Below are 12420 nucleotides of genomic sequence, written 5' to 3' on the forward strand. Positions count from 1 at the left end.
AATGAAAAAACTAAAAGACGTTATAGAGAAAGTAGGTGAATATTCTGAAAAATATAGAGCAGAAAGCCTTGAAAAATTTGAAATTAGTGGAGTGTATGATTTGTTTCCGGAAAGCATAGGTAGTAATGGGTGGCCAAGTGAATGGCCAAATAATGGAAAATATGGTGTATACCTAATAATGGATAAAGATGAAAATGTAATTTATATCGGAGAATCTAAGAATATAGGTAAAAGGCTTAGTAACTATTTTCAATATTCTAAAGACAACTCTTGTAAAATTATGCATAAGTGGAGTGTAATGCCTAAATATGTATGTACAATAGCTATTAATTCTAAAACTTGGTTTGAGCGTTTAGCTTTAGAAGAGTTTTTAATTTACTATGCGCAACCTGTAGATAATAAAAAAGGGAAATAAACATATTTTAAAAAAGTAAAAGTTGAATAAAATTAATTTAGAAGAAAATTATAAGGAAAAAGTACTTAGCATTTGGGAAAAACATAAGAATATTCCTGAGTTAAATGAAGGAGGTTTTGAATATAGAAAATCTCCAATTTTACCAAAATATATTTTGAAAAAATCAATCTTGTTTATAGGGATTAACCCTTCTTTTACACAAAAAAGTAGTATAGAAGAGAAAAATCAACAAATTGAATTTTATGATGTATTTGAAAATAATGAAAAAGACATTACTTATTTTGAGAAATTTAAAGATGTAGCTGGGTATTGTGATAATTCCAAGTGGACACACTTAGATTTGTTTTTTTTAAGAGAAACTAACCAGAAAATAATAGAAAAATTGTCATATAAATCTATTGAGTTTCTACAAGATCAACTAGATATAACATTTGAAATTATTGAAAAATCTGAACCGTTAATAATAATTGTAGCTAATTCTTTAGCTTCAGAATTTTTTGGAAAAAAGAAAAGTAAACATCATAAGTTTGACAAAATTTGGAAAGGTTTTAATCTTGACTTTAATAAGGATTTTAACTCTAAAATTGGGACTTATGAAATTAATATTGGCGGAAACAAAGTTCCAATATTATTTAGCGGTATGCTTTCTGGTCAAAGAGCTTTAGATATTGGATCTTTGGAACGATTAAAATGGCAAGTCAAGGCGATACTTAAAAAAGATAGCAAGCAATAAAGGCTAATTGAAATATAGATGGTTTGAATTTACAGAATGAAATAAAGGGCTATTTACTGCGGATAGACTGGCAAAGTAAGTAGTGATGGAATTAACTTAAAAATAAACTTAGAATGGAATTAATAAAAAGTATGAAGAAATTGCCTGAGCCAAAGAAAACATATTTAGAAATACTAGAGATACACGATAAAGAAGTTCCTATAGCTAATTAATTGGCATTCTTTTTTAGGGATAAGGAATCTCATGGTTTAGGAGATGTATTCATTAAAGCATTATTAAAAACTAAATTTTATGAATTAGATGTGAAAAAATATCCTTCTTCGAAGGATTCATTGGTTTCACAAGAAAATACCTCTGAAGAATAAAAACGAATTTTAAATTCAATAGCTAACGTAAAAGTCAAAACAGAAGTTAAAACGAGTAAAGATACTGATGAAAATAAAAGAATTGATATTCTAATTGATACTGCTAAATTTATCATATGTATTGAATTTAAGATCAATCATAAATTAAACAATCCTTTAGAAGTATATAAAAAGCATATTGTTGAAACTTATAAAGATTCTCAGAAACAAATTTTTTATATTGTATTAACACCTTCAAAAAAAGAAGCAGAGGTTCCAGATGTTAAAACTTATTTGGAGAAAAATAAAGCATTTAAGCAAGTAATCCTTAGCCATTTTATAAAAAATGTTAAAGACGAATTACCTCCGAATTTTGAAGATAATGATAGTTTTAAATACTATATTGATTTTATTCAAACCATACAGAATAGAGAGGTTAGATATAAAAGAGGTGTATTACTTAAGAGACTGAATAAATGCTTTTCAATTGGGGGAATAAAAGCTGAATATTATACAAATAATAAAGGAGGTTTTATTCAAATAGAAAAAAATAAAGACACTTTTAAAATAAGAATAGAAAACAAAAAGTTTCAAATTGAAAAATGGAGTCATAAAACAGAGAAAAAAATTATATCATATTTTGATTTGGATACTGATTTAGAGAAAATTAAAAGGAATGTTTTATCATTAAAAAATTGGAGGTAGATAATAAAACATTTAATCAAAGCTGAAATTAAACATGTTTAATGATAATTAAGAATCTTTAAATAATATTATATAAAACTATCTAATATGAAAATATTGCTATATTTGCACTATTCATTAATTAAATTAACCTTATTGGTAATATTTAAAATTTAAGAAATGAATAAAAATAAATTAAAATCAAGCTTATTAAATTTAGAAAATAGTAGTTTTTCTGAAGTAATATCTTTCATAAAAAGATCAAGTTGTTATTTATATTCAAGAAGTAACAAAAATTCTGAATTGTTTTGGCAATCTAATTTACCTGTAAAATGGTTTAATGATTTAATAAAAGAACCATTTTTAGATGATTTCTTGTTTGGCTATTTTTCAAAAGAAGAAAATGTAAATGAGCAATTTTTAAGTCTTCTAATAAATTCAAATAAAAAATCCACACTAATAAAGGTTATAAAACTCACAGAATCTTTTGCCCAATGCAATCATTGGAATAGTTTTACTGTTTTTAAAAGAGATTTTAAGCTAAAACAGTTTTATGGTGAATTAAAATATATAAAAGATTATCGTCAATATTGGAATTCAGAATTAGCCAAATATATTGTGATTATTGAAAGTATGGATTACGAGGATATTTGTATCCAAATGATTTCTTATTATGAACAATTTAAACGCTATTCAGAAAAAACAAAAGATAATAGGAGTCTAATTCTTAGTTATGAAGCTCAATTAATTTCAATATTAAATACAATTCTAAATTTAAAAAAAGAATTTGTTATAGATAGTAAGCTCGATATAGCTAATAAATATAATTCAAAAGAATTTAGTTGTAACGCAAAAGAACAGATGCCAGAAATTCGTCCTGCAGAATCTCATCAAAATTCATTTTTAATCCCTAGAGAAAAAATAAATGAACAGAAGGCAAAATTTAGAAGTGTTGTTGATTTTTTATTAGCAAAGGCTAGTAGTGAATATAAAATTAAAAATTATTTTACAGGGCTTGCTAATTTTGAATATATTGATGGTTTAGATTCAGAGTTATCTGCGAATTCAAAATTTGATTTGTATAGAAAAACATTGGAAAAAGGTACGTATGATGAAGTTTATTTTAATAATAGAATAATTGAAAATACAGATGAATTAAAAGAGATAAAAAAATCACCTAATTTATGGGTGAAACAATTTAAGCTTTCCATTGCTTCTTCAATAGAATATTTTAAGTTTTTGAAAATTCCTCTAATAATAGATGATAAGCATAGTAATTCTAAAATTGATATAGAAAAAGTTTTACTCTTATTAAATACCTTTTCAAATTTCATGATACCACAAGGTCGATTGATTATATATGATAATGACGGTTCCTTTAAAGGCTCTTTAAAGCGTGTAATACCAGAAAATTTTAAGAGATTATTTGATTCAGATTATATTGTTAGCTATGAAGAAACAGAATTAATTAGTAAATGTAAAGAGTATTTCAATTGGACAGAGGAAGAAATTATTATTATACTTAATTTCCTTACAACAGACTTAAGTTCTAGTAGGAGGTTTAATATTGATTTTACTACACGTCCAATGATTAAAATTGGAAAACAATATATTTGGCTTTCAAGTTTCTTAAGAGACTGTAGATGGGAAGTACTTTTGCATAAAAAAATAGTTACTGATAATAATAGAAATTTAATATTGCAACCTGCAAATACAGAAAAATTTATAGCTGATTTATTCAGGGAAGTAAATTTTGATTCAATTGCTAGTTATTGTTATGAACATAAAAATTTAAAGGGGGAAATTGATGTTTTAGCATTTAAAGAAAACACATTATTTTTATTTGAGTTAAAATCAACATATGTTGAAGAAGATATAATGAAAACTTCAAAATATGAAACATTGAAGTTTAATTCAAAGGCATCAGATCAACTGCATAAAGCTAAAGATTATATTCGAAGTAATTTTGAAGAAATAAAAGCAATTGAAGAACTTAATGTTAATTGTAAAAAGGAGGATTTAAAAATTGTCACACTTATCATTTCTAATATTTATCAATCTGATAATTTGATTTTTAATAACGAACACCTAAAAATTAGTCTTTTTGAATTATTAATAATACTTAAAAATGACCTTTACAATATGCTTGTTCCAAAAATTGGTAAAGCTCTTTTTGATAGTGAAATGAAAATTCCTATTGATTGGATACTTAATATGTTAAATAAATCAAATCCTAATTACACTAAGAATTCTTGCGGTATTAATGAAAAAGATTGCAATTTATGGAAAGACAAGAATAACTGCATGCCTAATGATATCTTAACAGCTATAAAAGATAATAAAGTGTGGAAACATCAAGATTTAAACAAAACATTTAAGACTGGAAACATTGAATTAACAAAATTTAATGAAGATCATAAATACCTAGTTTAGAAATAACTCAACTCTTGTGTAAGCTATTAGCTAACATTAAAACACAAGAAAATGAGGAATTTAGTAGAAAAAGGTATAATCCCTGCTGTGAATTTTCACCTTTGGAAAGCATGTAATTATAAATGTAAATTTTGTTTTGGGACATTTAATGACGTTAAAAAGAATAATTTAGAATATGAAGAAGCAAAACGAACTGTTCAAAACCTGGCAGGATTTGGTTTTGAAAAAATAACTTTTTCAGGAGGTGAGCCAACTTTATGTAAATATTTACCTAAACTATTAAAAATAGCAAAAAATGCAGGTATGACTACTTCTATTGTAACTAACGGAAGTATGCTAAATTATGATTGGTTGAATGAAAATAAAGATTATTTGGATTGGATAGCAATAAGTATTGATAGTATTAATATAGAAACGAATATTAGATCTGGTAGATTTAATAAAAATAACAGTTTTACTGAAGAAATATATATTGAATTAATTCAATTAATAAAAGAGATTGGTTTTAAATTGAAAATAAATACAGTCGTTTCTAATTTTAATAAAAATGAAGATTTTAATGAATTTATAAATTGGGTAAAACCAGAAAGGTGGAAAATATTTCAAGCATTACCTATAGAGGTTCAGAATGATAAATACAAAGATGATTTTATGGTGAATCAATTTGAGTTCAATAATTATTTAAAAAGGCATAAAAGCTCAAGTTATATAAAAGAAAGTAATTATGATATGAAAGGTTCATATATAATGGTAGATCCAATTGGAAGATTTTTTGAAAATTCAAAAGGTATTCATAAGTACAGTTCAAAAATAAATTCAGTAGGTGTGGAAAGAGCTTTATCAGAAATAAACTATTGCTTCAAAAAATTTATAAATAGAGAAGGATTATATGATTGGGAGTAATTTATTTTTGTTTAATGATAAGAGAGTTCAATTGTTTGATAAATTTAATAACATTAAATTTATCAAACAAAAAGTTATAAATAACTAAATTATCTTTATAGTTGAATTAATAAGATTGTAGTTAATTTTATGAATAAAAAAGATGGAAAATATTTTGAGCATTTAGTAGAGCTCATTGAAAGGTCTATTGATCCTGATGCTAAGATTGAACAAGATGTTCAAATGCCAATTTTGAATTCAATAAATGGTTATACTACACAATGTGATATAGTTATTACTAAAGGAAAAAAGCCCAGAGAAACAATAACTATAATTGAAGTTCAAGATAGAAATAGTAAAATAAAGCCAAATGATTATCGAGGCTGGATTCAGAAACTTGATGAAATTGGGGCACAACATTTAATATGTGTTTCAAGACAAAATTTCCCAGCAAGTATTATTGAAAAAGTTTCAATGTCTGGAAATAAAGTTAGTTTAATTAAATTATCTGAATTAGATATAGACAATATTCCAATTGATTTTTTTGGATTTAAATCTAGATACGTTGATTTTCAAATTTTAAAAGTTGTATTTAAAAAAACAATTACAAATAAGCATCAAATTAGTGCAACAAAGGTCAAGGAATATTTACTTTCAAAAGAAGCTCATCCTGACAATAAAATATTTACCTATGACAAAACAAACCTCATTAGTTTATACGAATTAGTTAAAGAATATAACAAAACAAATGAAAATGGCGAATCAGGAAGAAGTCTTTTTCAATCAAATTTTGATTCAGAAAAATGCCTATATCTAACTTACAAAAAAGAATTTATACAGGTTGGACTAGAAGTTGAATATGATTGGAAAATCATAAAGGAGAATTTACCCGTATCATTAATGTCATATGAACAAAATGAATATGGAACATTAGCTTGGGTTTTAAAAACTGTTTATAAATTAGAAAAAGACACCGTAATTTTAAAGATACCTGTTACTAAAAAGGGGAAAAAATACATTATGAAAAACATTGAAATTAGTACCATTGGTAATCCTGCTTTTAGTCTAGAAATGAATATTATAAAGAATTCTTAAAATATTCAACTAACTACAACGTCGTATAAACCAATAAATTTACAATACTAAAAAAAAATCTCACCTCTCCAGCATTATTCCATTCCGTTAGCACTCCATTCCATAAAGCTTTCAATTTCGCACAGTAAGAGCTTGAAAAAAGCACTTACTTTTAGCCTTTGCGCTTTTTTAAATCCGTTTCCATAAAAATAAGCACAACAAAACAGAATAATTCGCAGGTAATAAGGTGTTCGCAATACGCTCCATTTTGTTTCATAAAATATAATTACAAGGGTATTTAGAAATTAAGTAAAATTAGAATTCCTCACCTTGTAAGGGGAGGTGCCAAAGGCGGAGGGGTTAAATACTCCCTTGTACTTACCATAACTAGCACTAATTCGTCCACAGTCCTCATTTAGCACTAGTTACTTATTTTACTTCACACATTCCACGCATTACTCACGCATAGCTATCTTTTGCCCTTAAAATCCTTATAGGTTTTGCTACGCAAGTCTTTTAATTAAGGGCAAACCGCTATTACACTATTTTCGCTCGCCTGCTGCTCACTTCGGGCTAAAAAAAAAAGGGTGTCACAGTTTTTGATTGCAACCATTTTGCATATAATTTAATCGCTTCTTTCAGTCACTCTTAAAACATATTGCAAACGCACACAAGAGCAAAAGTATTCCGTTATGTTTTAGTTTTAAAAAGTAGTTGTTATAAAGTAGAACTCACAAAAAAGGAACACAATAAAACCCTTAAAACTTTACGAGTATACAAAATTGAAAAACCTTTTTAGAAAGAATAGTTTATTAAAAGCTTCGAAACAAGGAACGTAGTGACGCGAAGTTTTAATAACGGTTCTACGCAGTAGAAATTCCTACTAAAAAGTGTCCTTTTTTGATTCGTTTTTTAGACAAGTAAAAAATGAATAATAGGAAATAAATACCACTACATAAATTGCCCTTGCCTTTCCCTCAGCATCAAAAACACCGCCACCCTTTGCGTGTACCACGTAGTCGTTGCACGTACTTATGCCGATGGCAACGTACTTTTGCCCCAACACCCTCCGTTCAGCTCGCGGCGGCTCGCGTAAATGCTTCGCGATTACCTGCTAATATCAACTTTTAAAAAACATATTTCGAACTTCATTATTTGAAATCATTTTAGTAGTTACTTTATTTTACTAATAGAATACTTTGTAGCTTCACGTTGTAAATCAGCCATTGTTTTAACCTTGTTTTTTAATAACCAAGCATCAATTTCATCTTTTTTAAATACCAATCGTTTCCCTTTTTTATAATGCGGTATTTCCCGATTATGTGTTTTCTTGTAAACAAAGCTTTTAGTTAAGTCGTAATGATTACACAGTTGATTTAAACTCATAACTTCTAAATCTAATACAGCATTTGATATTAGCAGTCTGTTTTCAATTGAGGAAATTCGAGTTTCAATAGCAGTTAGTTTTTCTATAATAATTTCAAAAGGATTTTCCATAATAGTATAATTTAGGTTCAAAGTAAAAAATAAAAAACATAGCAAATATCGGTTGTTTTCATCTCCAGCCGCTTTAAGCCTTTCAAGGTCAAGCCCTACGGGTTTTGAAAAAAATATTTTACAAACTTCTCCCTTTTAAAGGGGAGGTGCCAAAGGCGGAGGGGTAAAACTAGAAACCTATTATAAATACTACTAAAATATTTTTTACAAAAAACCTTGACAGTCATATCCACACAACCTAGCTGTGGCTATCTTTTTTCTTTTGTTTTCTGAAAAATTATGTGCGCGAAGCGCATAATTTTAAATGGAGAACTATGTCAACTTATGAAATCAAGACACACCAGGAAGGAAGAACCTACAACAAACCGCACTTTTTTATTTTAAACAAAGGTTTAAATAGTGGTAGGCCAATGGACCAACCTTGCCCAAACTGTTTTGTAATTACAACAGTTTCGGAAGAAACCCGAGAGTCTTTGTATTACCTATGTTTATCACTTAAAACAGGTCAATTCTTTGGCTACTATTTAAAAGGTAGTGTTATTCCTTTTATCTGTATTTCAGATGCAAAAACGGTAATAAATACAGCCTTACAAAATTACGAGCTGCAGCAATGGGAATTAAAAGTTGAGAAGCTTAAAAAAATCACAGCCTTTGAACAAAATCTAAAATTACAATTGAAAGCAATTTCAAAATTAAAAATTGCTTTGTTGAGGTCCTAAGAAATAAATCTCCCCCTTTTCAAGGGGGACAAAGGGGGTGGAAATCGTCATTCTCAGCTTGACTGGGAATCTCACCATTTAAAACTAAAAACTATGAAACTAATAATAGCAGGAACCAGAACCTTCAACGACTACGAAAAATTATGCACTGAATGCGACAACCTCCTCCAGGATCAAAACATTATTGAAATTGTATCTGGAGCTTATTACAAAGGTGCCGATAAATTAGGAGAGCTATACGCAAAACAGAGAGGATATAAAATAACTAGATTTCCTGCTGATTGGAATAAATTTGGAAAAGCTGCAGGTCCAAAGCGAAATGAACAAATGGCTAATTATGCTGACGCATTAATTGTCTTTTGGAATGGGAAAAGTAGAGGCACTAAGAATATGATTGAATTAGCGGGGCAATTGGGTTTACATTTAAAAATCAACTTTTTTTAATTATCGTTATATATTAAGTTACAACACCTTATTGATTAACGTAGACCTTAAAAGCTTATCAACAGTTACATCTAATATACAACTAGTTAAATTAAGAAGTACTATTACCAAATAATTGCAAGTGGAATCATATTGATTTTATTAAAATAGATTAAACGTTGGTTTATTCTTTGCTTTAACCTAGTAACTAGTGAAGTTAGTTTGTATAGAACAAGTTAGCGGTAAATTATGAAAAAAATTAACATTTCAATAGGAAACATACAAATATCACTGAAAAATAAAGGATTTTCATTATAAATTGCTCATTAACTTAATAAACCGGAATATTATATATTTTAAAACATAAGTTACTATTCAATTATGAAAAAAACGCTATTCACAATCATCGGAGCAATTTTAGGATTACCTTTAAGTTACTATTTTCAACCAGAAATGGTTAGGGCAAAAATTGGTGGAATTTCAGGGTATGTTAGACATTTTGATGAGATTTTAGAAGCAGAAGATTTAATAGGAAATGTAATAATTAGTGTTGTTGTTTTCGCGTTAATTGGGTTCATAATTGGTTATTTTATGGATAAAACAAGTGAAAATCAAGTAGCAAAAGATACAAATCAAGTAGCAGTTCCAAAAGTAAATTATGAAAAAACAGGAAAAAGCATTGGCAAAGTATTGGTTTCATTTTTTGGAGTTTTATTACTTAATATTAATAAAATTAAAAAATGGATTAAATCTAACCCAAAGTTAATAGGAATCATAGGTGTTTTAGTGATGTTGTTCTCTGTGTTTTATTACATCTTCATTAAAAATCACCCAACCAAAGATGGCAAGGAAATGGCCTCTAAAATGTGTGAGTGTTATAAGACTTATAACAAAGAAATTATTTCTGCGTATACTGATTTTTCAAATAATTTTGATAAATCTAAATATAAGCAAAGAAAGGAAGCACGTAATGACTTTCAAAATATTTCATCTCCAATAAACAAAAAAAAATATAATTGTATTGAAAATATCAACAAAGAATACCAATTAATTGAAAGAAAATACAATAACGATTACAAAGGTCGGAATAAACTTGAATTATCATATAATCAGAACCAGAATAATTGTTCAACAAATACTAATGTGAAAGAAAGTAAACTATATAATGAAATAAACAGTAAAATAGAAACAATAAAAGACCCTGAACCAAATAAGGATAAAATTAGAGGAGATTTGATTGGAAATAAGATTCCTGGCTGGAGCTTTGATTACCTATCTGAATTCAAAAAATTCAAAATATTAAATTCCATAAAAAATAGTAATAGAATTGAATATGATATTGAAATGGAATTGTATGGAGAGAACTCAAAATCTACTCACGAATGCGAAATAAAAGTTATTTATAATTTGGGCAATAATGGTTGGTATTTTAATAACGTAAAAATGAAATATATAACTTTTACAAATACATACTATCCAGATAAATGGTCTAAAACGGTACCACTGAAAAATTGCAAATGGAATGCTGAAAATAAATATAAAATGGGCTGGAAAACACGTAATTCAAATTATGCAAACATAACAGAAACAGGTCCAAATTTAGGTGCTAAAACTTTGCCGAATTCTAATACATATTATATAAAATCATTAGAAAATAAGGTGATTAAAGTTAAATTTACTTATAGACCAAACTAAATTATTTTAATATACATTGGGAATAATCCGAAAAGCCAATCTAATTCAGAAGTAGGAATTAAATAAATATTTATATTTATGAAAAAAGTATTATTTACTATCGTTGGTGGAGTTTTAGGATTGCCATTAAGTTATTATTTTCAACCAGAAATGGTTAGGGCAAAAATTGGTGGAATTTCTGGCTATGTAAAACATTTTGATGAAATTTTAGAGGCAAAAGATTTAATAGGGAATGTAATTATTGGTGTTGTTGTTTTTGCTATTATTGGTTTTGTAATCGGTTATTTTATGGATAAAAATGCGAGTCCGAAAACTGATTAAAATATTTTCAGTTTGTTTATTTGTGATATTGATTATTCTATTTCTTCATAAAAAAGAACGTATTATAATAAACGAAACTGACATAAATAAATTTGAACATTTAGACATAATAGTAACAAGTGGTCAGTCTTTTCAAAGTAAAGTATTAAACCTTATAAACTTTTCTTTTGAGAGTTATACTCACGTTGGTATAATATGTAAAGAAAATAATAATGTTTTTGTTTTACACTCAACAACTGACGGAACAAAAGATAACGGAATACGTTATGATAATTTACAAAGTTTTATAGAATTAAGTAATGTGAATTATTATAAAATATTGAGAAGTGAAAATATTGCTAAATCTGTTTCGTCAATTAATAAAAGTATCGATAAATATAAAACACTAAAAATTGCCTTTGATTATGATTTTGATAATCTTAATAAAGAACAAGTTTATTGCTCTGAATTAGTTTATGACATATATAAAAGTAATGGAATTATAACATCTAAATTAGACTTGAAAAAACCAATTCATCCGAAAATATTCACAAAACTAAAGGAGTTGACAACTATAAAAGAAAGAAAATCTACCGATAACAATGCATATGAAAAAAGCCTGGCTAAATAAAAATTAGCTAGGCTTTTTTATTTATTAGAAAATAATCGCTTTAAAAAATATGAAACAAAAAAACTAACCACTGCGCCAATAACAGCCATAACAATGGTAAAAATAACATCGTTTATGCTAATATTTAAAACAGTGGATAGCAAAGTCCCACCAATAACCCCAGACTTTATTTGAATATTGTTTTCCAATTCGATTGCTAAATTTAAGAGTTAGTCAATTTTAGAATCTAGATCTTTGTCTTTCTTTTTATCAGAAACAACAGCTTGGCTTACAGCCGTAGCAACTGTTCCGGCAACAGTCATATACGTTGCAACAGTAATTACAGCTGCAGGTAATGAAATTGGAGCAGCAATTATAACACCACCAGCGGTGGCCAATGCAATTCCAATGTTTCTTAATTTTCTAAAAAATGGAGGAGTCGGTTTTTTATAACGTTCTTTAAGTTTCATAAGTTATGATTTAATGGTTAAGATTACTTTTTCTTTTCGCTCAAATGCTTGGTAGCATAGCGATACAATTTTTTGAAATAATAGTTTTGAAGTAGTTCCTTTTCCAATACCAGATAAATAGGTAACCGGAGCAATACAACC

At 27.4% G+C, this 12420-nt stretch carries 13 protein-coding genes; 11 read left to right on the top strand and 2 right to left on the bottom strand.

Translation table 11 applies throughout. The features are described 5' to 3' along the window. The first annotated feature begins 1 nt into the window (after position 1). From BLU40_RS12290 to BLU40_RS12315, 6 genes are all read left to right on the top strand, one after another. The gene (locus BLU40_RS12290) at positions 2 to 415 is read left to right on the top strand and encodes a GIY-YIG nuclease family protein (RefSeq protein WP_090123906.1); all 414 of its coding nucleotides are present in this window, start codon (positions 2 to 4) and stop codon (positions 413 to 415) included. 22 nt (positions 416 to 437) lie between these two features. Continuing rightward, positions 438 to 1148: a hypothetical protein gene (locus BLU40_RS12295; RefSeq protein ID WP_090123909.1), complete on the top strand. Its 711-nt coding sequence runs from the start codon at positions 438 to 440 to the stop codon at positions 1146 to 1148. 383 nt (positions 1149 to 1531) lie between these two features. Beyond that, complete coding sequence (locus tag BLU40_RS17845; protein WP_262493712.1) at positions 1532 to 2197, top strand: PDDEXK-like family protein; 666 nt, start codon at positions 1532 to 1534, stop codon at positions 2195 to 2197. Between the two features lie 159 nt (positions 2198 to 2356). Beyond that, a complete protein-coding gene (locus BLU40_RS12305; RefSeq protein ID WP_090123913.1) occupies positions 2357 to 4609 on the top strand; it encodes a hypothetical protein in 2253 nt (750 codons plus the stop codon). A gap of 51 nt (positions 4610 to 4660) precedes the next feature. Beyond that, positions 4661 to 5512, top strand: coding sequence for a viperin family antiviral radical SAM protein (locus tag BLU40_RS12310; protein WP_090123916.1), 852 nt, complete (start codon positions 4661 to 4663; stop codon positions 5510 to 5512). Positions 5513 to 5641: 129 nt separating this feature from the next. After that, positions 5642 to 6586 carry a hypothetical protein gene (locus BLU40_RS12315; protein ID WP_090123919.1) on the top strand — a complete coding sequence of 315 codons (945 nt, stop codon included), beginning with the start codon at positions 5642 to 5644 and terminating at the stop codon, positions 6584 to 6586. A 1152-nt stretch (positions 6587 to 7738) separates the two neighbouring features. Here BLU40_RS12315 and BLU40_RS12320 read toward each other — a convergent pair. Further along, positions 7739 to 8062, bottom strand: a complete 324-nt coding sequence (locus BLU40_RS12320; protein ID WP_090123922.1) for a helix-turn-helix domain-containing protein — start codon at positions 8060 to 8062, stop codon at positions 7739 to 7741. A 314-nt stretch (positions 8063 to 8376) separates the two neighbouring features. On the opposite strand from BLU40_RS12320, the gene BLU40_RS12325 reads away from it, so the two are divergent. The 5 genes from BLU40_RS12325 (at position 8377) to BLU40_RS12345 (ending at position 11830) form a co-directional block, all read left to right on the top strand. Further along, the gene (locus tag BLU40_RS12325; protein ID WP_139170961.1) at positions 8377 to 8781 is read left to right on the top strand and encodes a DUF6943 family protein; all 405 of its coding nucleotides are present in this window, start codon (positions 8377 to 8379) and stop codon (positions 8779 to 8781) included. Positions 8782 to 8874: 93 nt separating this feature from the next. Further along, entirely contained in the window at positions 8875 to 9225 is a 351-nt protein-coding gene (locus BLU40_RS12330) for a DUF2493 domain-containing protein (RefSeq protein WP_090123926.1), read from the top strand. Positions 9226 to 9585: 360 nt separating this feature from the next. Next, the gene (locus tag BLU40_RS12335; protein ID WP_090123930.1) at positions 9586 to 10899 is read left to right on the top strand and encodes a hypothetical protein; all 1314 of its coding nucleotides are present in this window, start codon (positions 9586 to 9588) and stop codon (positions 10897 to 10899) included. A gap of 78 nt (positions 10900 to 10977) precedes the next feature. Continuing rightward, on the top strand, positions 10978 to 11220 hold the full coding sequence (locus BLU40_RS12340) for a hypothetical protein (protein ID WP_090123933.1): 243 nt from the start codon (positions 10978 to 10980) through the stop codon (positions 11218 to 11220). 28 nt (positions 11221 to 11248) lie between these two features. Next, complete coding sequence (locus BLU40_RS12345) at positions 11249 to 11830, top strand: YiiX/YebB-like N1pC/P60 family cysteine hydrolase (RefSeq protein ID WP_175454787.1); 582 nt, start codon at positions 11249 to 11251, stop codon at positions 11828 to 11830. A gap of 209 nt (positions 11831 to 12039) precedes the next feature. On the opposite strand, the gene BLU40_RS12350 is transcribed toward BLU40_RS12345, so the two are convergent. Continuing rightward, entirely contained in the window at positions 12040 to 12279 is a 240-nt protein-coding gene (locus tag BLU40_RS12350) for a hypothetical protein (protein WP_090123938.1), read from the bottom strand. Positions 12280 to 12420 lie beyond the last annotated feature (141 nt).

The sequence above is a fragment of the Lutibacter oricola genome, assembly GCF_900106565.1.
Classification (GTDB): Bacteria; Bacteroidota; Bacteroidia; order Flavobacteriales; family Flavobacteriaceae; genus Lutibacter; species Lutibacter oricola.

What these genes read in the sequence shown, in the direction of transcription:
- BLU40_RS12305 (WP_090123913.1), top strand. Translation starts at nt 2,357, where the DNA reads ATGAATAAAAATAAATTAAAATCAAGCTTATTAAATTTAGAAAATAGT.
- BLU40_RS12315 (WP_090123919.1), top strand. Translation starts at nt 5,642, where the DNA reads ATGAATAAAAAAGATGGAAAATATTTTGAGCATTTAGTAGAGCTCATT.
- BLU40_RS12290 (WP_090123906.1), top strand. Translation starts at nt 2, where the DNA reads ATGAAAAAACTAAAAGACGTTATAGAGAAAGTAGGTGAATATTCTGAA.
- BLU40_RS12340 (WP_090123933.1), top strand. Translation starts at nt 10,978, where the DNA reads ATGAAAAAAGTATTATTTACTATCGTTGGTGGAGTTTTAGGATTGCCA.
- BLU40_RS12320 (WP_090123922.1), bottom strand. Translation starts at nt 8,062, where the DNA reads ATGGAAAATCCTTTTGAAATTATTATAGAAAAACTAACTGCTATTGAA.
- BLU40_RS12330 (WP_090123926.1), top strand. Translation starts at nt 8,875, where the DNA reads ATGAAACTAATAATAGCAGGAACCAGAACCTTCAACGACTACGAAAAA.
- BLU40_RS12335 (WP_090123930.1), top strand. Translation starts at nt 9,586, where the DNA reads ATGAAAAAAACGCTATTCACAATCATCGGAGCAATTTTAGGATTACCT.
- BLU40_RS12350 (WP_090123938.1), bottom strand. Translation starts at nt 12,279, where the DNA reads ATGAAACTTAAAGAACGTTATAAAAAACCGACTCCTCCATTTTTTAGA.
- BLU40_RS12310 (WP_090123916.1), top strand. Translation starts at nt 4,661, where the DNA reads ATGAGGAATTTAGTAGAAAAAGGTATAATCCCTGCTGTGAATTTTCAC.
- BLU40_RS12325 (WP_139170961.1), top strand. Translation starts at nt 8,377, where the DNA reads ATGTCAACTTATGAAATCAAGACACACCAGGAAGGAAGAACCTACAAC.